Raw genomic sequence first — 24,882 nt, forward strand, 5'->3', positions numbered from 1 at the left:
AACGTGCCGGTAGAAGCAAAATTATTTTTTGAAGTATTTCCTGAACTGAATATGGATAAAGAGCTGTCTTCCCTGTTTGAGGATACGATGATCGAAAAGGTGGTAATGAAGCAGGCAGAACGCCAGCTTATTATCAGCCTGCTGTCGAAGCACCTGATCAGCCGTCCGAAGATTGTACAGGTGGAAGATATCATTTGCGGACATTTATTTCGTGGACGTGGTTATAAGGTCATCATTGATGACCGTTATGAGCTGTCTTCCCAGTACAATACCAGAACCTTAACAGAGGTATATAAGGACAGTATCTTGTATGATGTCGAGAAGATCAGTCATGTTGGATATCGTTTATTAAAGCGGGCAGAATGGTATTATGCAGATGATATTATCACGCTTGCGATGGAAGACAGTAAGCTTTCAAAGAGCCATTCGATCGGGATCAAAAAATATCTGGAGGAGACCTATAAGAAACGGTTCGGTATGGATATCAAGGTCGGTTTTGATTATACGGAATCTGATAAAGAGATGCTCCGCCGTGCAAATGAACAGAAGATGAAGCTTGAGATTGAGGCAATCTTAAGTAATGTACATGAGGATGCGGATCTGACCTTGGATGGTAAATCAGTAGATAAAAAGAAGCTGGTCGGAGAAGGCAAGAAGGATGTTCCGGCTGAAAAGAAAGCACCTGCACAGGACGAAAAGCCGAAGGAGACATTTGCCGCCAGAAGGAAGAAATATACCTCGAATGATCCGGATGTATTCTATGGCAGAGACTGCGAAGGGGAACTGGTAAAGATTTCTACATTAGTAGATGGTATCGGCGAAGTCTGTATTCATGGCCAGTTGATCAAGATGGAAGAAAAGGTTCTCCGAAACGGTAAGACTTTATTCATCTGCAATATTACGGATTTTGAAGATACGATCGCATTTAAGATATTTGCATCAGAGGATGATGCGCCGGTTTATAAGGATGAGTTAAAAGAAGGAAGCTTCTATCGGTTAAAGGGTGTGCCGTTATACGATACTTTTTCCAAGGAGTTAAATATTGCATCTGTGCGTGGTATCAAGCATATACCGGATTTCCGTGTGCCAAGAGTTGACACATCGCTTGAAAAACGTGTGGAATTACATATGCATACGGTTATGAGCGAGATGGACAGTGTTGTTGATATCGAGAAGATCGTGAAACGTGCAAATGACTGGGGACACCCGGCGATTGCAATCACGGATCACGGCGTTGCACAGGCATTCCCGATCGCAGCACATGCAAAGGGTATGAAGGATGGCTTTAAACTGATCTTTGGCTGTGAGGGATATTTTGTCGATGACCTGAAGAATCTGGTTATCAATCCCAAAGGACAGGATCTGAATACAGAATATATCGTATTTGATATCGAGACGACCGGTCTTAGTCAGAAGAAGAATAAGATCATAGAGATCGGAGCTGTAAAGGTAAAAGATGGAGAGGAGATCGATCGTTTCTCGGAATTTATTAATCCGGAAGAACCGATCCCTTATAGTATAGAGCAGTTGACTTCCATTACAGATGAGATGGTTATGCATGCACCGACCGTCGACGTGATCCTGCCGAAGTTTTTGGAATTCTGTGGTGATGATATCGTTGTTGCACATAATGCAGCATTTGATACCGGATTCATCAAGAAAAATGCCAAAGATCTTGGAATAAAATTCGATAATACGATCATGGATACCATGACACTCAGCCATGTGTTATTGCCGGAGCTTGGTAAGTTTACACTGGATCGTGTCTGTAAGGCGTTAAATGTAAAAAATGAACACCATCACCGTGCTGTTGATGATGCAAATGCAACCGCAAAAATTTTCGTAAAATTATATGAGATGTTAGTGGAACGTGGCGTAAAGACGGTGGAGGATGTAAATGAATTAGGTTCTGCATCGGATGATACGATCAAAAAAGGCAGAACATATCATGGCATCATTCTGGCAAAAAATGAGATCGGCCGTGTGAATCTGTATCGTCTGATTTCTGAAGCACATGTCAGATACTTCAACCGCAGACCGCGTATGCCTATGAGCATGATCAATAAATACAGAGAAGGACTGATCTTAGGTTCTGCCTGTGAAGCAGGTGAGCTGTTCCGTGCGGTCGTAGATGATGCACCGGATGAAGAAATAGCAAGACTTGTTAATTTCTTTGATTATCTGGAGATACAGCCGATCGGAAATAACGAGTTTATGACCAGAAAGAAGGAGAATCCTTGTACGATCGAGGACCTTCAGAATTATAATAAGCGTATCGTGGAGCTTGGACGATTATTTAATAAGCCGGTTGTTGCAACCTGTGATGTCCATTTCCTTGATCCGGAAGACAGTATCTATCGTGCGATCATCATGAAAAGTAAAGGTTTTGAGGATGCAGTTAATCAGCCTCCGCTTTATTTCAGAACGACGGAAGAAATGTTAGCGGAATTCGAATATCTGGGAAGTGAGAAAGCCAGAGAGGTTGTTATCACAAATACAAATCTGATCGCGGATATGGTGGAATATATGGACCCGGTTCGACCGGATAAAGCACCGCCTATCATCGAGAATTCAGATGAGACACTTACGAATATCTGTTATGAAAAGGCTCATAAGATCTATGGACCGGATCTGCCGGAGGTCGTTGTAGAACGACTGGAACGTGAGTTACATTCCATTATATCAAATGGATTTGCCGTTATGTATATCATTGCACAGAAGCTTGTGTGGGATTCCAACGATCATGGCTATCTGGTTGGTTCCAGAGGATCTGTAGGTTCTTCCTTCGTAGCAACGATGGCAGGTATCACAGAGGTAAATCCGTTGTCGGCACATTATATTTGTCCGGAGTGTCATTTTGTTGATTTTGATTCCGAGCTTGTAAAATCATATTCCGGTATGTCGGGATGTGATATGCCGGATCGTGACTGCCCTCGATGCGGTCATCCACTGATCAAAGAGGGACACGATATCCCATTTGAAACCTTCCTTGGATTCAAAGGAGATAAGGAGCCGGATATCGATCTGAACTTCTCCGGTGAATATCAGTCATGTGCACATGCTTACACAGAAGTATTATTCGGTAAGGGTAAGGCATTCCGTGCAGGAACTGTAACAACGGTAGCAGATAAGACAGCGTATGGTTATGTATATAATTACTTCAAAGATCTTGCAAAGGATGAAGCGAGAGCAGAGGCTACGGCAATGGGAGATCTGACCCAGAAGGAGATCGAGAAATATGTCGATGAAAAGGCTATCGTCACGAAACGAAGCTGTGAGATGGAACGTCTGGCAATCGGCTGTACCGGCGTTAAGCGTTCGACCGGACAGCATCCGGGTGGTATGATCGTTCTTCCAAGGCATGAGGAGATCTATTCCTTCACACCGATCCAGAAGCCGGCAAATGATATGACGACGGATGTCGTAACATCTCATTTCGAGTACCATTCGATCGATCATAACCTGTTGAAGCTTGATATTCTCGGTCATGATGATCCTACGATGATCCGAAGACTGGAGGATCTGACCGGTCTTGATGCAACCACGATCCGGTTAGATGATCCTGATGTTATGGCGTTGTTCCATGGAACAGAAAGTCTTCATATTACACCAGAGGATATCAATGGCATTCCGCTTGGCAGTCTGGGTGTGCCGGAGTTCGGTACGGATTTCGCCATGCAGATGTTAATTGATGCAAATCCACAGAACTTCTCGGATCTGGTGCGAATCGCAGGTCTGGCGCATGGTACGGATGTATGGCTTGGAAATGCACAGGAGCTGATCAAATCCGGTCAGTGTACGATCTCGACCGCAATCTGTTGTCGAGATGATATCATGGTATATCTGATCCATATGGGCCTGGAATCCGGTACAGCGTTCCAGATCATGGAGAATGTCCGAAAAGGTAACGTAGCTAAAGGCAAATGTGCAAAATGGGAAGAATGGAAAGAGGATATGAAGGCACATGGTGTACCGGACTGGTATATCTGGTCGTGCCAGAAGATCAAGTACATGTTCCCGAAAGCCCATGCGGCGGCTTACGTTATGATGGCGTGGAGAATTGCATATTTTAAGGTGAATTATCCGCTTCAGTATTATGCAGCGTTCTTCAGTATCCGTGCATCAGCCTTCAGTTATGAGATGATGTGCTTTGGAAAAGAAAAGGTACTGTATCATATCAATATGATACAGAGTATTGATAAGAATAAACGAACCGCAAAGGATGAAGATAAGTTAAAGGATCTGAAGCTGGTTCTTGAGATGTATGCGAGAGGTTTTGAGTTCATGCCGATCGATATCTATGTGGCGGATGATATCCGTTTTCAGGTAATAGACGGTAAGATCATGCCGTCACTGGCTTCCATTGAAGGAATGGGAGAGAAGGCTGCAAAGCAGTTGAAGGATGCAGCCGGCAAAGGCAAATTTATCTCAAAGGAAGATCTGCAGGCTCATTCTAAGATTGGAAAGAGTGCGATCGACAAGCTGTCAGAGCTTGGCATCTTAGACGGTATGCCGGATACCAACCAGCTTACCTTTGACTTTGTATAAACGGACGAAACAATACCTTTATTCTGTAAGCCCTGACACTGTATCCCTTTCATTACGCAAAACACTTGCGTTCTGTTTTTCACGTAGCGGTACTAAGCTCACTGCTTACAGCAGTTTGCCAAGTACCGACGTGAAAAAAGGTTTGCTGCATGAAAGAATACAGAATCAGGACTTGGCAGATAAAAGGTATTGTTTCTGTCTATGATAAAATTAATGCAAAAATATGCTAAGGTGTATTTAGGTATAAGGAAGATCTATGCAACAGCCCTGTATCCCTTTCATTACCAAAACACTTGCGTATTTGATTGACAATGCCCTTATTACAAGCTAAAATATGGTCAGTACAAAAAAATGTAAATTTACTGAAAAAAAAGCTTGCATTTTATCGTAGCTTCTGGTATATTAAACAAGTCGCTAAGATATATGGTTCATTGGTCAAGCGGTTAAGACGTCGCCCTCTCACGGCGAAAACAGGGGTTCGATTCCCCTATGAACTGCTATTTGATAACCTGGAAGTTTTTTCCAGGTTTTTTCTTTTTTATGCGTAATCTATAGTGCATGATAAAACCGCTTCGAATGAAAGACAGGCGAAAATAAAAACTATATTTATTGGAGGATTCCCATGAAGATTTTTAATACTCTTACAAGAACAAAAGAAGAATTTGTACCGATCAATGAAGGTAAAGTAGGAATCTATGTCTGCGGACCTACCGTATATGATTATATCCACATCGGAAACGCAAGACCAATGATCGTATTTGACACATTGAGACGGTATCTCACATATAAGGGATACGATGTAAATTACGTATCCAATTTTACAGATGTTGATGATAAGATCATCAAACGTGCAAATGAAGAAGGTGTTGATTCCAAGGTGATCTCTGAGCGCTTCATTGCAGAGACAAAGAAGGATATGGCAGCGATGAATGTACAGGAAGCTACGACACATCCAAAGGCTACCGAAGAGATCCCGGATATGATCGAGATGATCAAGACACTGATTGAAAAAGGACATGCATATGAAGTAAATGGCACGGTATATTTCCGTACCAGAAGCTTTGCAGATTATGGTAAATTATCTCATAAGAATATTGATGATCTGGAATCCGGACACAGAGCAGAGAATCATCAGCTTAAGGTTTCCGGTCAGGATGAGAAGGAAGATCCGTTGGATTTCGTTCTCTGGAAGCCAAAGAAAGAGGGAGAACCGTTCTGGGAGTCACCATGGGGTGAAGGAAGACCGGGCTGGCATCTGGAATGTTCTGTTATGTCTAAGAAATATATCGGTGATATCATTGATATCCATGCAGGTGGTGAGGATCTGATCTTCCCACACCACGAAAATGAGATTGCACAGAGTGAAGCAGCAAATGATAAGGAATTTGCAAGATACTGGATGCATAACGGTTTCTTAAAGATCAACAACGAGAAGATGTCCAAGTCACTTGGCAACTTCTTTACAGTAAGAGAGATCGCAGACAAATATCCACTTCAGGTTATCCGTTTCTTTATGCTGTCTGCTCACTACAGAAGTCCATTGAACTTCTCGGCTGATCTGGTAGAGGCATCCAAGAATGGTCTGGAACGTATCCTGACTGCTGTTGACAAGTTAAAGTCACTTGCACCGGCAGATGTGGAGGGTTCCGATGTTTCTGTCGAGGCAGAATTAGATAGATATACGAAACGATTTGAAGCAGCTATGGACGATGATCTGAATACAGCAGATGCGATCTCAGTTATCTTTGAATTAGTAAAATATACAAATATCAATATTTCAAATGATACACCAAAGAAAACAGTAGATCTGGCAATCCGGACGATTGAGAAGCTGTGTGATATTCTTGGTATCATTACAGAGCGGGAAGAAGAACTGTTAGATTCTGATATCGAGGCTTTGATCAATGAACGTCAGGAAGCAAGAAAAGCAAAGAATTTTGCAAGAGCAGATGAGATCCGTAACATGCTCAGTGATAAGGGCATTATTCTTGAGGATACAAGAGAAGGAGTAAAATGGAAAAGAGCTTAGATCAGTATTTTACTGCGATATTAGGTGTAGAAGATTCCAATCCGGCAGAATATTCCGGGCTGGCGCTTGCTTATATAGGGGACAGTGTATTTGACCTTTTAGTAAAGACCGTTCTGGTATCAAAGGATAACAAACAGGCATTCAAATATCATAAAGAAGCTATTCATATAGTAAATGCAGAGTCACAGGCAGGTTATATCGATCTGTTGGAAGAGAAACTGACCGAGCAGGAAATGGCGATATATAAGCGTGGAAGGAATACAAAGACACATTCCAAGGCAAAGAATGCGTCGGTAGGACAGTACAGGAAAGCTACCGGTTTTGAAGCGCTGATCGGCTATCTTTATCTGAATAAAGAATATGACCGTTTATTTGAGTTAACAAGAGACTGCCTGGAATCAAAACAATTGATTGAGCATTTACAATCTGATGATGTGGATTAGAAATGGAGCATAAGCATGGAAGAAAACAGAAATGAAAAGTTTGAGATAGAGGGTAGAAATGCAGTTATGGAAGCATTTCGTTCCGGTAAAACAGTTGACAAGTTATATCTGCAGGATGGCTGTCATGATGGCAGTATCAATTCAATCGTGCGTGAAGCAAAGAAGCAGGAGACGATTATTAATTATGTTTCGAAAGAGAAGCTGAACCAGATGTCTTCGACCGGGAAACATCAGGGTGTGATCGCTCATGTGGCGGCCTATGAATATTCAGCGATCGATGAGATCTTTGCAAAGGCTGAGGAAAAAGGACAGCCGCCATTTATCTTTATTTTGGATGAGATTGAAGATCCTCATAATCTTGGCGCAATCGTTCGTACAGCGAATCTGTGCGGTGCACATGGCGTTATTATTCCGAAACGAAGAGCAGTCGGAATCACAGCAACAGTTGTTAAGGCTTCTGCCGGTGCAATCGCATATACACCGGTGGTTAAGGTAACAAATCTGGCGAAGACGATTGATGAATTGAAAAAACGTGGTATGTGGTTTGCCTGTGCCGATATGGATGGAGAACTGATGTACCGCTGCAATCTGACCGGACCGATGGGACTTGTGATCGGAAATGAGGGTACAGGTGTCAGTCGTCTGGTAAAAGAAAAATGTGATTATGTTGTATCTATACCGATGAGTGGTGATATCGATTCATTAAATGCTTCGGTTGCGGCCGGAGTATTGGGATATGAGGTTGTCCGTCAGAGGATGGGTGTAAAATAGGGGAGTACCAACGCCGTGTGTGTGCATGAAACAAATACCGATGAAGAAAATATCCGGTTGATCCGAGAAGAAAATGATAATGCCGCTTTTGAGTATCTGATCAAAAAGTACATGGGGATTGTAAAGAAAGAGAGTCGTGCCCTGTATATTATCGGTGCAGAAAATGAGGACATCATTCAGGAAGGAATGATAGGGCTCATTAAAGCTATCCGAAGCTTTGACGGAAGCAAAGGGGCATCTTTTTCTACATTTGCAAATCTGTGTATCAAGCGACAGTTGATCACTGCGGTGAAGCTGTCGAACAGGAAGAAGCATTCTCCGCTTAATTATTATGTATCATTTTATACGGAAAATGACGATGATGTTGCGCTTGTGGATGAGCTGCAGGCAGATCAGGCATTTGAACCGGAGAATCAGATGCTTGGGCAGCTGGAATCCCAGAAGCTTGCGGAGACGATTGATAAAAAACTCAGCAAATTTGAAAGGCAGGTGTTAGAAGGATATCTTGCTGGAAAAAGCTATGATGAGCTAGCGGAAGCATTTGGAAAGCCGTATAAATCTATCGATAATGCGATCCAACGAATTCGAAAGAAATTACGGGATATAGAACAGGATTAAAGATATAATTCTGGGGGAGTAGCTTATGATAAATTCTATAAATAAAAAGAATGGCCTGAGGAAAGTGATGATCATTGTCGGCATGTGCTTTGTCCTTGGGCTTTTTTCAGGATGTCTGGATTTATCGGATGAAACGAACGAAAATCAGACAGGAAATACAACAGAGAATATAACAGAGAATATAACAGAGAATATAACAGAATCGATTGACAGTACGGAAGCTACGTCAGATGAGCAGATAACTTCGGAAGCGAATATCGGGGGTACAACAGACAATCTTGCCGGACTTACAGTTACTTTCTTAGATGTCGGTCAGGGGAATGCGGTGTTATTTTCCTGTGATGACCATTACATGATGATGGATGGAGGTCCGTCGTCAGCGTCTTCATTTGTCGTGGCATACCTGAAAAAACAGAATATAGAGTCACTTGATTACGTGATCGCGAGCCATTATGATTCCGACCATATAAATGGTCTGGTGGGTGTGTTGAATGTATTTGACACAGAGACTTTTATTGGCCCGGATTATGTTGCAGATACAAAGATCTATGATTCGTTGATTGATAAGCTTGCGGCGCAGAACCTGACTATTACATTTCCAAAGACAGGGGATTCTTATACCTTTGGTGATGCGGTATTTACAATAGTAGCACCGATTACTTATAGTGATGATAATGAAAATGATAATTCTGTCGGAATTCGTATGACATATGGGGATACTTCATTCCTGATCTATGGGGATGGAGAGGAAGCCGGTGAGCAGGCAATGATCGCATCCGGAGAAGAACTTTCCAGTGACGTTCTGATGGTCAGTCATCACGGCAGCAGAAATGCCACAACAAAAGAGATGTTAGAGGCTGTTAAGCCCGGTTATGCGGTAATCAGCGTTGGGGCAGATAATTCATATGGACATCCGGCCGAAGAAGTGCTTGATCGTTTGGCAAATGCAGGATGCACGGTGTATCGTACGGATCTGAATGGTACGATTCAGGCGTACAGTGATGGAAAAACAATTACTTTTATACCGGAACGGCAATCAGATATGTCAGGGGTGGGAGAAAATCAGAATCTGTCGGATGATACAACGAAGACAGATAATGTAACAAGAGAGAGTACGACAGAGAAAGTTCAGGCGGAAATAGAAGCAGGATCAGAAAAGGCAGCAGAGCATACTTATATTATTAATACAAATACAGGAAAGTTTCATGAGCTGTCCTGCCGTTCAGTAAAGCGCATGAATGACAGCAATAAGAAAGAATATATCGGAAGCCGGGATGATCTGATCACGCAGGGGTATGAGCCATGTAAGATCTGTAATCCATAGGGTATGTTAAGAATGGGAGGATAAACGGATATGAAAAACAATTACAAATTTTTTCAGAATCGGGATTGTGAATTTTTCCCATGCCATAAAATAGAAAATGAAGATTCCTTTAATTGTCTGTTCTGTTATTGCCCCTTGTATCTGAAGGAAAACTGCCTTGGAAGTCCTGATTATATCTTAAATGGGAAAGGACAGAAAATCCGGGATTGCAGTAACTGTACGATCGTACATCGCCCGGAGATGTATGAAACAGTGATTGCACAGTTTCAAAAGCAGGACTGTGTGGTATTCGTCAGTATTTGGGATCTGAAGGATGAAATCATGGCGCGGATCGCAGAGATTGCTTCATGGGAACAGATGGAGCCGGAGAGCAGAAAAGAGCATAAGGATGAAGCCGAGAAAACGGTTATGCGTTTTTTATCCAGATACAATAATCGAAACCGGTATCTGGTACCTGTACTTTTGCAACCATTTTCCAGAGACTGTATTAAGTCTGATGGATTTATGCTCGGCAAAAAGAATATTTCATGCCGGATACTGGAACGAATAGATCCGTCAAAGATTACACAGGGATATCTGTATGCATTTCATGCCCCGGAGATCCAAATCGAGGAGATGGATTCATTACTTGGAACTTATTATCTGGAAACCTTTCAGATTGCATGTATGGATATTGTAAGAAAATGGATAAGAAAATACCTGGAACGAAAGCACAGTGTAGAGTTGGTGCATTACTGTAGTCCTTCTTTTGGACCCGGTTATTATGGAATGCCATTGGAAGCTGCCGGAATTCTTTGCAGCCTGATGGATACGGAACAGGTTGGAATCAGTTGGCATAAAGAACGAATGGAGCCGATGATGAGTCTGGCAGGAATTTATCTGATCAGTGAAGAACCACTGATACAGAACTGGAATGATTGTGAGAACTGTATCGGACAGTCCGTTGGATGTGAATACTGTATAAATAAATCCGGACATTAAAAAAGAGCTACTAACGGGAGTCGGACCCGTGACCTCCACATTACCAATGTGGCGCTCTACCACCTGAGCTATAGTAGCAACAACATTAGTTAATATATAGTAAAATGATGTATTTGTCAATAAGAGATTTACTGAAAGTTATTGAAAATTACTGAGTTTTGCTGAGTTTTAGAATTTGCAGTTGAGGCTTTATGTAAAATGTGATAGACTTAAAAAAGTCATGCTAATTATATGAAGGAGGCATTAATGATGGCAGAAGAATCAATCGGGAAAAATTTTATTGAACAGATTATTGATAAAGATATAGCGGAGGGCAAGGTAACGAAGGTGGTCACAAGATTTCCTCCGGAACCGAATGGATATTTGCATATAGGACATGCCAAATCCATATTATTGAACTATGGTCTTGCACAGGAATATGGCGGACAGTTTAATCTGAGATTTGACGATACGAATCCAACAAAGGAAAAGACGGAATTTGTAGAATCCATATTAGATGATGTAAGATGGCTGGGTGCCGATTTCGGAGACAGAGTATTCTTTGCATCCAATTATTTTGACCAGATGTATGAAGCAGCAGTCAAATTGATCAAGAAAGGCAAGGCATTTGTATGTGATCTGACGGCAGATGAGATCCGTGAATACAGAGGAACGCTGACAGAGCCGGGTAAAAACAGCCCATACAGAGACAGAAGTATTGAAGAAAATCTTGCATTATTTGAAGCAATGAAGAACGGAGAGTTCCCGGATGGAAGCAAGGTGCTTCGCGCAAAGATCGATATGGCATCACCGAATATTAATATGCGCGATCCTGTTATCTATCGTGTTGCCCGTATGACACATCATAATACAGGGGATAAATGGTGTATTTATCCAATGTATGATTTCGCTCATCCGATTGAGGATGCGATTGAAGGTGTAACGCATTCTATCTGTACACTGGAATTTGAGGATCACAGACCTTTATATGACTGGGTAGTACGGGAACTGGAATATGAGAACCCACCAAAGCAGATCGAATTTGCAAAGTTATATCTGACAAATGTAGTTACAGGTAAGAGATATATTAAGAAGCTGGTAGAGGATGGTATCGTAGATGGCTGGGATGATCCAAGACTTGTATCGATCGCAGCACTCAGAAGACGAGGATTTACTGCTTCTTCTATTAAGAAGTTTATGGAGTTGGTTGGTATCTCAAAGAGCCAGAGCTCTGTTGATTATGCGATGCTTGAGTATTGTCTGCGTGATGATCTGAAGCTTACAGCAAACCGTTATATGGCAGTCCTGAATCCAATCAAGCTGGTGATCGATAATTATCCGGAGAATCAGGTAGAATATCTGCCGGTTGAGAATAATCAGGAAAATGAGGAAGCAGGCTCCAGAGAAGTTGCATTCAGCAAATATCTCTATATTGAAAGAGATGATTTCATGGAAGAACCGCCTAAGAAATATTTCCGTCTGTTCCCTGGCAATGAGGTACGTCTGAAGAATGCATATTTTGTAACCTGTACAGGATATGAGAAGGATGAAGATGGAAATGTAACAGTTGTTCACTGTACTTATGATCCTGCGACCAAGAGTGGTTCAGGATTCGAAGGAAGAAAGGTAAAAGGAACGATACACTGGGTATCAGCAGAAAGCGCAATTGATGCTGAAGTTCGTTTATATGAGAATATCGTGGATGAAGAAAAAGGTAAGCTGAATGAGGATGGTACTTTGAATCTGAATCCGAATTCATTGACCGTATTACAGGGATGTAAGCTCGAGAAAGCATTTGAAGATGCAAAACCCGGTGAAGCATTCCAGTTCCTTCGTAATGGATTCTTCTGTGTAGATTCCAAAGACTCTACTAAGGAGCATCCTGTATATAACCGTATTGTTTCATTAAAGAGTTCCTATAAGCCGGGAAAATAAAATTTAGCCTATTAAAAGTATGAAAAATGATATATCAGAATTAGAAAACAGAAAATTATATATCCTGATCTCCAAGACACACACAGTTCCTGCAAGAATCATCAAATTCTGGACAAAAGAGCCATATGCACATGCATCCATTGCATTGGATCTGGAGCTTCGGGAGATGTACAGCTTCGCCAGAAAGGGAATCTATAATCCATTCAACTGTGGATTCATTATAGAAGATATTGATACCGGAATATTTGGCAGAGATGTTGAAACAAGCTGTGTTGTTCTGGAACTGACCGTGACAGATAAGCAGTACAGACATGTACTGCAGGAGCTTGCGGCATTTAAAGCAAATGCTGATCGCTATCGGTATAATTTTTGGGGACTTTATGGTGTTGTACGAAATAAGGCGATTGAGAGGAAATATAATTATTTCTGTTCCCAGTTCGTGGCAAGTGTGTTAGAACGTTCTGGTATACATATTCTCGATAAACAACCGGGGCTTGTAAGGCCGGATGATTTTCGGAAGAGCAGTAATGTTAAGGTGATTTACAAAGGCCTGCTCAGAAGATATCGTGAATACCTGTGGACACATGATCTGGCACAGGCATTTGGCGGTCATGTAACCAAACAGGCAATGTAAAAAGGTGACAATATTGCTGTGAATTTTATACTATATAAAAAATACTGTGTACATTACACTCACTATTATGAAGCAAACCTGCCCGAACGCCAGTCCTTAGTGAGCCGTATAATACGGCGAACTTAGTACTGCTGCGTTGAGGGTAGAGCGAAAGCGTTTTGCGGAATAATATGTGAAGTGCAATGTACACAGTATTTTTGTGTGTATCCTATGTTTATCGGGCAGGAATATTGTTGCTTTTTATTCTACAAATGTATGATTAGCCTTGATTATGCCGCGAGGTAAGGCATCCTTTGAGTTCTTCCATGGTTCATTCTTGAATCGATAGTCGAATTTATCGATGAACCATCCGATATCTCCGTTGACACGTTCCATGTTTTCAAAATATAAGTGATTCAAAGCTTCTATGAATTCTTCACATTGGTTTTTGGACAGCTTTGTGACAGAGGTATCGTAGAGGATACCGTAGTGATAAGTACAGAAGCCCTTGCTGCTTTTGAAGGTATCCTTGAATTCAGGATCTTTTTTCCACATATGAAAGATCGTATCGACATAGCGGTCAAAGGTACGATTCATACGGTCACAGATAAAGCAGGAGCTTTCCAGTTCTTTGATATATGCACCGACACCGGAAAGATTTGACTGCTTGGAAAAAAGTCCCGGTTTTGCAGGAGTTCCTTTTTCTGATAAAGCTTTCAGATCCCGGATCGTTTTATCAGTGTGTGTCTTTAACATCAGGGCAAGTCCCAGACGATTCTTTTCTTTATATAACATGCCGATGTGATGGGAGCAGAAGCCCATTTTATCTGTCATAGCACGATTATCGTCTTCCATATAGCTTGGTCCCATCGTATATTCGATGGCATGTTCCTCCAACGTTTTCTGCATCTGACAGAGAGGACATTCACAGTCTGCATGAAAGGCATCGTTGACAGGTATTGTGTATAATTGTTCAGCCATAGTATTCTCCATTTCTATATATCATTTGGATAGCAGCCTTTGAACAGGCGTTATCCTGTATCATGTCAGAAATCATCGGTTTGATTCCTGTATTAGAAGCATATCATGCAACACCTGAATTTACAAATCAAAATCGCCGGTTTTCGTTCTGAATTCAGGGTATATTTCATATAATGTAAGAGACCTTGTCCATTTAATATATTTTTTATCATTTTAGGGGTTGATTTTTTCCATAAAATGAATACAATAATAATTGTGTTAGCACTCAAGAGATGTGAGTGCTAGAAACTGCCGGAGCACATAAGGCAGATAAGAACGGATTTAATATGTTAGGAGGAATATATATTATGAAATTAGTACCATTAGGAGACAGAGTTGTATTAAAACAGTCCGTAGCAGAAGAGACAACAAAATCAGGTATCGTATTACCAGGGCAGGCAAAAGAGAAGCCACAGTATGCAGATGTTGTAGAAGTTGGTCCCGGAGCTGTTGTCGATGGCGTTAAGGTTCCTATGGAAGTAAAGGCAGGAGACAGAGTTATTTATTCTAAATACGCAGGAACAGAAGTTAAGCTCGGTGATGATGAATATATCATCGTAAAACAGAGTGACATTCTTGCAGTTGTAAGTGAATAATCAGATAGCAGAAAAACAGTTGGAGGTAGAAAGAAATGGCAAAGGAAATTAAATACGGAGCAGAAGCCAGAAAGGCTCTTGAAGCAGGCGTAAATCAGTTAGCAGATACAGTAAGAGTAACACTTGGACCAAAAGGAAGAAATGTAGTTCTTGCAAAGTCATATGGTTCACCACTTATCACAAATGATGGTGTTACAATTGCAAAGGATATAGAGCTGGAAGATGCATTTGAGAACATGGGTGCTCAGATCGTTAAAGAAGTAGCAACAAAGACAAATGATGTTGCAGGTGATGGTACTACAACAGCTACTGTTCTTGCTCAGGCAATGATCAATGAAGGTATGAAAAACCTTGCAGCAGGCGCAAATCCAATCATCCTCAGAAAGGGTATGAAGAAGGCTTGTGATAAGGCTGTAGAAGCAATCTCAGAGATGAGCCAGACAATCAACGGCAAAGAGCAGATCGCAAGAGTTGCATCTATTTCAGCCGGTGATGATGAAGTAGGTCAGATGGTTGCAGATGCTATGGAAAAGGTATCAAATGATGGTGTTATCACGATTGAAGAGTCCAAGTCCATGAAGACAGAGCTTGACCTCGTAGAAGGTATGCAGTTCGACAGAGGATATATTTCAGCTTACATGTCAACTGATATGGAGAAGATGGTTGCAGAGCTTGATAATCCATACATCCTGATCACAGATAAGAAGATTTCAAATATCCAGGATATCCTTCCGGTACTTGAGCAGATCGTACAGGGTGGTCAGAAGCTTTTGATCATTGCTGAAGATGTAGAAGGCGAAGCACTTACAACATTAATCGTAAATAAGTTAAGAGGTACATTCCAGGTTGTAGCTGTTAAGGCTCCTGGTTATGGTGACAGAAGAAAAGAAATGTTACAGGATATTGCTATCCTTACAAATGGTAAAGTTATCTCAGAAGAACTTGGTTATGACTTAAAGGATACGACATTAGATGACCTTGGTCGTGCTAAGAGCGTAAAGGTAACAAAAGAGAATACGGTTATCGTAGATGGTTTCGGAACAAAGGAAGATATTCAGGGCAGAGTAAATGTTATCAAGGCTCAGCTTGAAGAGACAACATCTGAATTCGATAAAGAGAAGCTTCAGGAAAGACTTGCAAAGCTTGCAGGTGGTGTAGCAGTTATCCGTGTTGGTGCAGCTACTGAGACAGAGATGAAGGAAGCTAAGCTCCGTATGGAAGATGCATTAAATGCTACCAGAGCTGCTGTTGAAGAAGGCATCATCGCAGGTGGTGGATCAGCATATATTCATGCAGCTAAGAAGGTTGCAGAACTGGTTGCAGAACTTGAAGGCGATGAGAAGACAGGTGCTAAGGTAGTTCTTAAGGCTATGGAAGCTCCGTTATTCCACATTTCAGCAAATGCCGGTCTGGAAGGCTCTGTTATCATCAATAAGATCAAAGAATCACAGCCGGGTATCGGTTTTGATGCATACAATGAGAAGTATGTAGATATGATCGAAGCAGGTATCATCGATCCTGTTAAGGTTACAAGAAGTGCTTTACAGAACGCAACATCCGTAGCATCTACATTACTGACAACAGAATCTGTTGTAGCTGATATTAAGGAAGATGCTCCAGCTATGCCGGCAGGTGCAGGTATGGGCGGCGGAATGGGTATGATGTAAAAATAAAATATCATTCATAAAGTTCAAATAGAGAATAAAAAGGAAGATAGTATTGTTTATTATCGTGTAAGATACATGATAGTGGCATGCTATCTTTCTTTTTTTTTGCATACGCATAGACTGTATTTTCAAACCCAGTAAAACATTTAATGCCGTTTTTCAGACATTTCGTGCACAGAATCCGGTATGGGGAAATGATTATGGTACAATACCAGAAAATAACTTATTTGGAACAACATAATGAGACATGCAGATATAATCATACTATATGTTGTATTATGTGTTGTATTCAGATGAATGAAAGGGGATAAGAAAATATGGTAAGACGACTAAAAGAAAACAAAGTTACAGGCATCCTGACGGCCTTGCTGGTTGGCATTGTTATGTTTGTAGGCATGGGAACAATGAAAGTAAATGCAGCAGAATACAGGTCAGGAACGATTGACCCTACGACTCTACAGGTAGGGGATACGGTTTATGTAGGAGTTGAGTTATCTTCAGACAAACAGATAGTAGTTTGCAAGCAATGTCATATGATCTGGATAACATACGGTGGTTCTTCGCAATATGGGATTGGAGACAGAATCAATTCTATTGTAAAGAGATCAGATGCACACAAAGATCATGCCGGTTATGTTGGATATAGTGAGTTTAGTTTTTACTTCACAGGAGAATATTTACCTAGTAATACGCCATATACAGTTATGGGAAATTCAAATCTTGGATATACGATTAAATATAATACAAATGGTGGTAGTGCAATAGCGGATGCTGTTAAACAGACACATATACCGAGTACATTTCCAACAACGACCAAAGCTGGATATGATTTTATTGGCTGGTATACAGATGAAAATCTTACACAGCCGGTATCGCGAGAACTTTCAATATTTGAAGATATAACGTTGTATGCAAAGTGGTCGAAATCGAGTGTACACCAGCATACATTTTCTAATAGTTGGAGTAGTAATGCATATGGTCATTGGCATGCGGCAACCTGTGAACATAGTGATTTGAAGGAAGATTTCCAGGAACATTCTTATGGAACTGCAGGTGAAGCCAGATATACATGTTCAATCTGTAAGTATGTAGATGCAGACAAGAAAGCTGCGGCAGATATCGTAGATGCATCAAAGGTAGTATTAAAAGCAGATGAAGTGCAGGTTGGAGACAAGATTTATTTTGGTAATCAGTTATCGCCTAATAAATGGATCACTGTATGTAGGAAATGTCATATGATCTGGATCACATCTGCTGACTCTGATCCGGATAATATAGATGTAGGAATCAGTGATGGAGATCAGAAGTGTTATGAGGTTAAGCAGACGGATGAGCATAAAAACCATAAAGATGATGTTGGATATGCAGATTTTAATTGGTATACAACAAATTCAAACAGTCCATTAGAGAGAAATGTTCCATATACAGTTATCGAGAATGATAACCTTGGATATAAGATCACATATAACACAAATGGCGGAAGTGAAGTAACTGAAGCTGTACACCAGAAGAAGCTCCCGGATGTGCTTCCAACAACAAGTAAAGCTGAATATGAATTTGCAGGCTGGTACACAGACGAGGCACTCACAAAGGCGGCTGTGCCGGGTAAAGCATTAACAGGAAATACAATTCTTTATGCTAAGTGGATGGTGAAGCAGTCCACACCATCAGATCCGGAGCCGACAAAACCGGTGGTAAAAGCAAAACGGACAAAAGCAAATGATCAGGCATTAAGCTCCAAGTTCAGTATCACTACAGGAAAGTCGATTAAAGTAACATGGGGCAAGGTTGCAAAAGCAGATGGATATGATGTATATATGGCATATTGCAAGAAGGGAAAATACACCATTGTTAAGTCTGTAAAATCTGCAAAGACCTTATCTGTGACGATCAATAAGCTGAATAAGAAGGCTGTAAATCAGAAAGATAATGTAAAATGTTATGTAGTTGCATATAAGAAGGTTGCCGGCAAGAAAGTGACCATCGGAAAATCCATTACAGGTCATGCGGTTGGCAAGAAAAATACGACTGTAACAGATGCCAAGAAGATTCAGACAAAGAAATCCGCTTACAGCCTGAAAAAGGGAAAAACAGCTAAGATAAAAGCAACTATTGTTAAAAAGAATAATAAACTTCCACTCTTTGGTCATACAGCAAAATTCAGATATGACACATCAAACAAAAAGGTAGCAACTGTATCCAAAGATGGCAAGATCACAGCAAAAGGAAAAGGCACCTGTTATGTATATATCTATGCAGTAAATGGATGCGCTAAGAAAGTAAAGGTAACAGTTAAATAAAAGTAAATAGAAAGAAGTTGTAAATTCGGCAGTGGCTTGGATGGACAGTAGTCTGAGACCACTGTCGTTTTCTGTAGTAGACAACGACATAACAGTGACAACCTGCGTGAAATTATGCCGTTTTTAACAGGATTTCTTCAGTGATTTAGCCTGTATGGGTTGACACTGTTTAAACAAGAATGCTATAAAGAGAAAAAGGTGGGTAATTTCATAATTCAAATCTAAAAATCAAATATGGGGAGGTAATCTATGAAATTAAAAAAGAAAGTGTTTGGAATGTTGGCAGCAGTACTGCTGATGGTGACGGCTGTATTTATTGGAACGCAGGGTATGGGTCTGGTACATGCGGAGACTTTAAAGGTATCCATAAACGGAACCGAACTGCAGGATGGTAAATATTATGAATTTGGAGGAAGCAGAGGAAGCGGAACGATGAGTGAGTGTGCCCCGGATTCGCTTCCTGAGGTATATATCTATTATGATGCCGGCGTTATAGAAGTATAGTGGAGAGATCGCTCAAAGTGCAGAACTTCGTTATCGCAGAATGACTGATACAGAGGTATCTGTTACACTGAATCCGACAACATATACCTATGACAAAAAAGCAAAGGAGCCGGAGGTATTTGTGACCTATGCCGGACAGACACTGGCAAAAGATAAAGATTATACGGTTGCTTATGTAGATAACATAAATGCCGGAAATGCAGTTGTTACGATTACAGGTATGGGCATATATCATGATGAGACACAGGTACAGTTTAAAATCGAGAAAGCAGCCAAAGCAGCGCCAGCAAGGCTGACTGCCATAAATGTAAGTAAGGCAGGGGCAAAGGACGGAGCAATCGATAAGCTGACGACAGCAATGGAATACAGTACAGATGAGGTCCATTGGGGCAGTGTAACATCAGGCACAATGGTGAGTGGGCTTGCAGCAGGTAATTATTATGTACGATATGCAGAGACAGAGAACTATCTGGCATCTCCGACAATAAAGGTAGTGATCGCTGTTCCAGCGAGCTCCTATAAGCTGACAAATGCAAAGACAGCTGTTACTTTGGATACAACAAAATATGCTTATAACGGAAAGGCGAAGAAGCCTTTGGTAAAATCTGTAACTTTTGCTGGAAAGAAATTGAAGGCAGGAACTGATTATACAGTTACCTATAAGAAGAATAAGAATATTGGAAAAGCATCCGTGATCATCAAGGGAAAAGGCAAATATACCGGAGGCATAACTAAGAACTTTATAATATATGCAAAGAAAGAAACAACAGTAACATCTGGTGCATATAAGTATAAGTTTACCAGTGGTTCTGAAGTTGCCTTTGCAGGTATAAAGAGTACAAAGACCACAAAAGTAGTGATTCCAAAGACTGTGAAGCTTGGTGGAAAGACCTTTAAGGTAACTTCAATCGCAAAGAAAGCGCTGTACAATAAGACTAAAGTAAAGAGCGTAACGATGGGAGGAAATGTAAAGACGATCGGAGCATCTGCATTCCAGAAATGTAAGAAGTTATCTACGATAACTGTAAAGACAACAAAATTAAAGAGTGTCGGCAAGAATGCATATAAGGGAATAAAAGCAAATGCAAAGATCAAAGTGCCATCTAAGAAATTAAAAGCATATAAGAAGATCCTTAAAAATAAAGGACAGGGAAACAAGGTTAAAATTGTAAAGAAATAAAAACGGGAGCTTTTAAATGGAATATAAAGTGCGTAGGTTATAAGCAACAATTTACACACTTTATATTCCACTTTTTTACGGATTCGCCATTTCGGGTGAGCGGAAGCCTGGATACAGTAGTGTTAAACCAGCTCTGCTCACCGATCACATCTACAGGCATATAACCCTGTCCGGTTACGATCTTGAGCCGTGCTTCCTGTATTGTATCGGCAAAGAGAAATTCTCCATGCAGTCCGATGATTGTTTCCTAGTATTCCTGTTCTTCCTTTTGACTGGTCTGATTCATGACGAGGATGCATGGAGTTTTTTTCAGATCGATGATTTCCAGGCCATGCAATTTGCTGAGTGGATTTTTCGTGGATATTTCAATGTAGAGTGTGCTCTCAGCAAGAACCATATTGTTATATGCATCGGAGAATGCACGGCGCCGGTCATTTAAAGAAAGATCGATTACGCCATTTTCCATAGCGTGATATAATTCTTCATGACTTCCGACAGAGATCTGAACATCAACAGCCGGGATATTTTTCTGAAAATAAAGAAATTGCTTTAGATAATTCATTTCCGTTATATCCCTTATAATAGCCGATTCTTAATAGTTTATTGTCGTTAGCAGCAATACGTTTTGTTTCTCTGAGCATCTGGGCTATGTCACTGGTAATGACAAGACTTTTTTCGATAGAAATGTTCCCCGGCAGGTGTGAGAGAAAAGGTAATGGCACTTATGACACATGAGGGCAGCGGACTTGGGAACAGTGAACGTGATCTCAGAAAGATCTGTCAAGGTGCAGAGATCATAAAGCCAATGGAGATCAAATTTGACTCACAAGGCGGTCCGGTACTGCAAACAGCAGAGAACAAAATTAATGATTGGATCGCAGAGGTGAAAAGAAGCCTATAGAGAGAGTTAATATTTATTTTCCACTTTTATGAGCAGTGTGCTATAATGACATGGATTAGAAATGACTAACTTGATGTTTTCAATTTTTATGTTCTGGCGAAATTGTGCGCCATATGAATGTGAAAAATACAAAGTCGTCAGCTTCCATGGATCGTGACACGTTTTATTGCATTGAAAGATTATCTTATGATGATGATCGGAAGAGCAGGCGGAGTGGGTTTATTGAAAAAGGCATTTGCAACAGATGATTATACGAAGGAAGATCTGCAGTACGTGCCAGATGTTTTAAAGCATTGCAGCAGAAAGACATTATGGCGGACATTTGATTCCTGCAATAATTATAAAGTTCCCGAACTAGTTCCTCAAATAGATACGAAGCTTCACTACTGGTACACAAAGGATGAGGAAAAAAAGAGAAAAAAGGATATTGAATATGTGAAACGTCAATTTCCACAGACAGAATTTGAAGTACTGCCTAAATTAGGCCATGCAGGACTGGTTCTGCTGAAACCGGAATTGTTTGAGATAATGATACAGGTGCTTTAATAAAGGAGAGGAGTTAGACAGCTATGAAAAAACAGAGATATACATATCTGAACGATGGATTTGAGGGAGTTTTATATGAGGTAGAAAATAAGGATGACAGGCTACTGATCGTTATTCAGGGACTTAAGGGATTGGAACTGCCTGAGAAGTACGCGGAGTTATTTTCAGGGAAAGGGTATTCAGTTCTTGCCATGACTTATTATGGCGCACCCGGACAGCCGGATCAGATGCGGGCAATTCCTTTGGAGATGTTTCAGACTGCGGTTGACCGTATGAAAGAGTATGGAGATGGCAGATTTAGGCATTTTGGTATGTATGGTAATTCCAAAGGCGCAGGAATGGCGTTGCTTGCTGCATCAGTTGTTCCGGATATCAGTCTTGTTATAGCTGCATCTTCCTTTGGACATATTATGCAGGGCAGTGGTAAGGCAGATGCAGATCCATGTAAGGCTATGGTTTCATATCGTGGAAATGATTTCCCTTATGTTTCAAATAAGCATATGTTCTCCAACTTCCTGAAAAAATGTATAAAGGAACATCATGTGCGGCTGTTGTACTTTTTTGAGGAATGGGAGAAAGAGGGAACGATTGAGAATGAGATACCGGTAGAAAAGATCTGTGGAGATATTCTTTTTCTTACCTCTACACATGATGAATCTGTTCCGGCAAAGCATGATGCAGAATTATTGACAGCACGGTTAAAGCGGGAGAACTTCAGCTACGGCTTCAAACACATCAATTCAGAGACTGGCAGTCATAATCTCGGATATTTTCCGGTAAATAATGGTGCGCTCCCAAGAGAGAAGAAATATCCACAGGAATGTCAGAAAGCAAGAGAAGATACACTTGAAATCATTTTAAAGACATTAAATGCGTGGAGCGTAGCTGATTTGTAAAGAAAAAATATTTCTAGAATAAGATGTTGACACACATGGTTACATTTGATAATATTTATCGAGTAACTTAATATTCCATGAGGGAGTAGTTAGCGCGAAAGTGTGATTTGTCAACATTCTGATTATAATAAGAGAGTATAATCTGGCAAATCTTAAATAATGAGACTCATGTATATCGATTAACAGCTTGTGTAATATACACCGGCGGATAATTGATATACATGAGTCTTTTTTAATCTGTCGGACATACTTTATAGTAGCAGACAGTTCGGCTGACGGCACTGGTATGGATAGAGAAAAAGGAGAATAACATGGAAAAATTCATTAACAACGCCCCGTTTGCTCTTGTAATTGTAATTCTTGTGATCGGTTTTGTACTGCTGATCAAAGGCGCGGATTTTTTTGTAGAGGGAAGCTCGAGTGTAGCAAAGAGACTGCATGTTCCATCTATAATTATTGGACTTACAATTGTTGCGATGGGAACATCACTTCCGGAGACAGCGGTCAGTGTATCAGCATCAATAGCAGGTAATAATGAACTTGCAGTTAGTAATGTAGTTGGTTCTAATATTTTTAATCTGATGGTTGTTATCGGAGTATGTGCAATATTAGCCACAGTAAATGTTGCAGGAGAAACGATAAAGAGAGATATTCCGCTTTCGCTTATATGTGCCGGACTCTTAATGCTTTTAGGAATAATCGGCCTTGGAGACAAAACAGGCATGACGTTGGGACATATGGATGGTGCTATATTTATTGGTTTATTTGCAGGATACATTTTTTACATGATCAGGATTGCATTAAAGGCCAACAAAGAAGGAAAGAAAGTTGAGATTGAAGGTGGCTCGGATGAGGAAATTAAGCTTGTATCCGTTCCGGTCAGTATTCTGTTTATCGTTGGTGGAGCAATAGCGATTGCAGTCGGAGGGGATGTGACCGTTGATGCGGCATCAAGAATTGCAAGTGATCTCGGAATGAGTCAGACACTGATCGGACTTACAATCGTTTCGATAGGCACGTCACTCCCGGAGCTTGTGACCTCAATTGTTGCAGCCAGAAAGAATGAAGTTGATATGGCGCTTGGTAACGCGATCGGTTCAAATATATTTAACATACTTATGGTACTTGGTATTGCATCAGTGATCAGTCCGATCAGTATAATCAGAGAGAATATTATTGATCTGTGTGTACTGGTTGCATTTACTGTGTGTGTATGGATATTCGCAGGGACAAAGAAGAAAATCGGAAGAATCGAAGGTTTGTGTATGGTTGCGCTCTATGCAGTATATGCAGTTTATATTGTTATAAGATAAATGTGGGTATAACAAATGATATTATTTTTAAAGGTATTTTTTACGGAATTCATAGCGGAGATGGGAGACAAGACACAGCTTATGTTGATTGCTCTTACGTCTAAGTACAAATTAAAAGATATCATAATAGGAACTGCTGCCGCAATTCTTGTACTGAATGGTCTGGCGGTTCTTGCAGGTGGACTTGTCAGCGAATTTGTTCCGGAATGGCTCATTAAGAATATTGCAGCACTTGCATTTCTTTACTTCGCAGCATCAACGATTTCCGATGGCGACGAAGAGGAAGAAGAAAACGGAAGATCAAAGATCAAGTTTGCGCCATTGGCTGTTTTCTGTACTTTTTTTGTAGCTGAGCTTGGAGATAAGACTCAGCTTACCGCTATAACATTTGGCGCGAATGAAGGTATGGGGGCAGCACTTATTGTATGGATCGGTTGTTCCCTCGGACTATTTGCAGCGGACATTCTTGGTATGCTGGTCGGTTATCTCTTAAAGAGCAAAACTCCGGATGGACTACTTAATACACTGGCATTTGTGATATTCTCGACATTTGGTGTGTATACACTTTATCAGGGACTTAAGCTTATCTCTTCGAGCGTCTGCCGGATTCCGGTATTGCTGATACTTATAGCTGTAGTCGTTATATTTGCAGGCTTATGCGCATTCCTTTTCGTAAGGCAAAAAAAGAAAAAAGAGGAAAAAATATAGGAAACGAATA

General features: G+C 40.8%; 21 protein-coding genes and 2 tRNA genes. 20 read left to right on the plus strand and 3 right to left on the minus strand.

What is annotated here, in order from left to right; all coding sequences use genetic code 11:
* Positions 1 to 3: 3 nt before the first annotated feature.
* The 8 genes from DXB77_RS03335 to DXB77_RS13415 all read left to right on the plus strand — a co-directional run bounded on the left by DXB77_RS03335 (position 4) and on the right by DXB77_RS13415 (position 10,714).
* Positions 4 to 4,548, plus strand: coding sequence for a PolC-type DNA polymerase III (locus DXB77_RS03335; protein ID WP_117807702.1), 4,545 nt, complete (start codon positions 4 to 6; stop codon positions 4,546 to 4,548).
* A gap of 425 nt (positions 4,549 to 4,973) precedes the next feature.
* Positions 4,974 to 5,045 (plus strand) — tRNA-Glu (locus tag DXB77_RS03340).
* 125 nt (positions 5,046 to 5,170) lie between these two features.
* Positions 5,171 to 6,577, plus strand: a complete 1,407-nt coding sequence (gene cysS, locus DXB77_RS03345; RefSeq protein WP_118662656.1) for a cysteine--tRNA ligase — start codon at positions 5,171 to 5,173, stop codon at positions 6,575 to 6,577.
* Positions 6,562 to 7,020, plus strand: coding sequence for a ribonuclease III domain-containing protein (locus DXB77_RS03350; protein ID WP_008401608.1), 459 nt, complete (start codon positions 6,562 to 6,564; stop codon positions 7,018 to 7,020). The genes cysS and DXB77_RS03350 overlap by 16 nt, the downstream gene beginning before the upstream one ends.
* A 15-nt stretch (positions 7,021 to 7,035) precedes the next feature.
* Positions 7,036 to 7,791 (plus strand): 23S rRNA (guanosine(2251)-2'-O)-methyltransferase RlmB, encoded by a 756-nt coding sequence (rlmB, locus tag DXB77_RS03355; RefSeq protein WP_008401609.1) that lies wholly within the window; start codon positions 7,036 to 7,038, stop codon positions 7,789 to 7,791.
* 15 nt (positions 7,792 to 7,806) lie between these two features.
* Positions 7,807 to 8,409 carry a sigma-70 family RNA polymerase sigma factor gene (locus DXB77_RS03360; protein ID WP_118662657.1) on the plus strand — a complete coding sequence of 201 codons (603 nt, stop codon included), beginning with the start codon at positions 7,807 to 7,809 and terminating at the stop codon, positions 8,407 to 8,409.
* A 25-nt stretch (positions 8,410 to 8,434) separates the two neighbouring features.
* The gene (locus DXB77_RS03365) at positions 8,435 to 9,733 is read left to right on the plus strand and encodes a ComEC/Rec2 family competence protein (RefSeq protein WP_118662658.1); all 1,299 of its coding nucleotides are present in this window, start codon (positions 8,435 to 8,437) and stop codon (positions 9,731 to 9,733) included.
* Between the two features lie 30 nt (positions 9,734 to 9,763).
* Positions 9,764 to 10,714: a cysteine-rich small domain-containing protein gene (locus tag DXB77_RS13415; protein WP_117807697.1), complete on the plus strand. Its 951-nt coding sequence runs from the start codon at positions 9,764 to 9,766 to the stop codon at positions 10,712 to 10,714.
* Between the two features lie 5 nt (positions 10,715 to 10,719).
* Here the strand turns inward: DXB77_RS13415 and DXB77_RS03375 are convergent.
* A tRNA-Thr gene (locus tag DXB77_RS03375) sits at positions 10,720 to 10,792 on the minus strand.
* A gap of 171 nt (positions 10,793 to 10,963) precedes the next feature.
* Between DXB77_RS03375 and DXB77_RS03380 the strand changes: the two genes are divergently transcribed.
* Together DXB77_RS03380 and DXB77_RS03385 are read left to right on the plus strand one after the other, a co-directional pair.
* Entirely contained in the window at positions 10,964 to 12,628 is a 1,665-nt protein-coding gene (locus DXB77_RS03380) for a glutamine--tRNA ligase/YqeY domain fusion protein (RefSeq protein WP_243013777.1), read from the plus strand.
* Positions 12,629 to 12,647: 19 nt separating this feature from the next.
* Positions 12,648 to 13,262: a hypothetical protein gene (locus DXB77_RS03385; RefSeq protein ID WP_117822780.1), complete on the plus strand. Its 615-nt coding sequence runs from the start codon at positions 12,648 to 12,650 to the stop codon at positions 13,260 to 13,262.
* 240 nt (positions 13,263 to 13,502) lie between these two features.
* Here DXB77_RS03385 and DXB77_RS03390 read toward each other — a convergent pair whose 3' ends face one another.
* Positions 13,503 to 14,222 (minus strand): DUF6062 family protein, encoded by a 720-nt coding sequence (locus tag DXB77_RS03390; protein ID WP_118662659.1) that lies wholly within the window; start codon positions 14,220 to 14,222, stop codon positions 13,503 to 13,505.
* Positions 14,223 to 14,569: 347 nt separating this feature from the next.
* Between DXB77_RS03390 and DXB77_RS03395 the strand changes: the two genes are divergently transcribed.
* From DXB77_RS03395 to DXB77_RS03415, 5 genes are all read left to right on the plus strand, one after another.
* Positions 14,570 to 14,857: a co-chaperone GroES gene (locus DXB77_RS03395; protein ID WP_021943267.1), complete on the plus strand. Its 288-nt coding sequence runs from the start codon at positions 14,570 to 14,572 to the stop codon at positions 14,855 to 14,857.
* A gap of 35 nt (positions 14,858 to 14,892) precedes the next feature.
* Positions 14,893 to 16,524 (plus strand): chaperonin GroEL, encoded by a 1,632-nt coding sequence (gene groL, locus DXB77_RS03400; protein ID WP_117807695.1) that lies wholly within the window; start codon positions 14,893 to 14,895, stop codon positions 16,522 to 16,524.
* 317 nt (positions 16,525 to 16,841) lie between these two features.
* The gene (locus tag DXB77_RS03405; protein WP_118662660.1) at positions 16,842 to 18,824 is read left to right on the plus strand and encodes an InlB B-repeat-containing protein; all 1,983 of its coding nucleotides are present in this window, start codon (positions 16,842 to 16,844) and stop codon (positions 18,822 to 18,824) included.
* A 249-nt stretch (positions 18,825 to 19,073) separates the two neighbouring features.
* Positions 19,074 to 19,328 (plus strand): hypothetical protein, encoded by a 255-nt coding sequence (locus DXB77_RS03410; RefSeq protein WP_117807693.1) that lies wholly within the window; start codon positions 19,074 to 19,076, stop codon positions 19,326 to 19,328.
* A gap of 40 nt (positions 19,329 to 19,368) precedes the next feature.
* On the plus strand, positions 19,369 to 20,508 hold the full coding sequence (locus DXB77_RS03415) for a leucine-rich repeat protein (RefSeq protein WP_118662661.1): 1,140 nt from the start codon (positions 19,369 to 19,371) through the stop codon (positions 20,506 to 20,508).
* Positions 20,509 to 20,755: 247 nt separating this feature from the next.
* On the opposite strand, the gene DXB77_RS03420 is transcribed toward DXB77_RS03415, so the two are convergent.
* Complete coding sequence (locus DXB77_RS03420) at positions 20,756 to 21,070, minus strand: hypothetical protein (protein WP_118614908.1); 315 nt, start codon at positions 21,068 to 21,070, stop codon at positions 20,756 to 20,758.
* A 153-nt stretch (positions 21,071 to 21,223) separates the two neighbouring features.
* On the opposite strand from DXB77_RS03420, the gene DXB77_RS03425 reads away from it, so the two are divergent.
* The 5 genes from DXB77_RS03425 to DXB77_RS03445 all read left to right on the plus strand — a co-directional run bounded on the left by DXB77_RS03425 (position 21,224) and on the right by DXB77_RS03445 (position 24,872).
* The gene (locus DXB77_RS03425; RefSeq protein ID WP_117807690.1) at positions 21,224 to 21,409 is read left to right on the plus strand and encodes a hypothetical protein; all 186 of its coding nucleotides are present in this window, start codon (positions 21,224 to 21,226) and stop codon (positions 21,407 to 21,409) included.
* Positions 21,410 to 21,595: 186 nt separating this feature from the next.
* Complete coding sequence (locus tag DXB77_RS03430; RefSeq protein ID WP_243100136.1) at positions 21,596 to 21,955, plus strand: hypothetical protein; 360 nt, start codon at positions 21,596 to 21,598, stop codon at positions 21,953 to 21,955.
* Between the two features lie 23 nt (positions 21,956 to 21,978).
* Positions 21,979 to 22,851, plus strand: coding sequence for an acyl-CoA thioester hydrolase/BAAT C-terminal domain-containing protein (locus tag DXB77_RS03435; protein WP_118614911.1), 873 nt, complete (start codon positions 21,979 to 21,981; stop codon positions 22,849 to 22,851).
* A 311-nt stretch (positions 22,852 to 23,162) separates the two neighbouring features.
* Positions 23,163 to 24,164 (plus strand): calcium/sodium antiporter, encoded by a 1,002-nt coding sequence (locus tag DXB77_RS03440; RefSeq protein WP_008402794.1) that lies wholly within the window; start codon positions 23,163 to 23,165, stop codon positions 24,162 to 24,164.
* Positions 24,165 to 24,179: 15 nt separating this feature from the next.
* Positions 24,180 to 24,872: a TMEM165/GDT1 family protein gene (locus tag DXB77_RS03445; RefSeq protein WP_117822766.1), complete on the plus strand. Its 693-nt coding sequence runs from the start codon at positions 24,180 to 24,182 to the stop codon at positions 24,870 to 24,872.
* Positions 24,873 to 24,882: the final 10 nt, after the last annotated feature.

This window comes from Clostridium sp. OM05-9, assembly GCF_003481465.1.
Lineage (GTDB): Bacteria > Bacillota > Clostridia > Lachnospirales > Lachnospiraceae > Coprococcus > Coprococcus ammoniilyticus.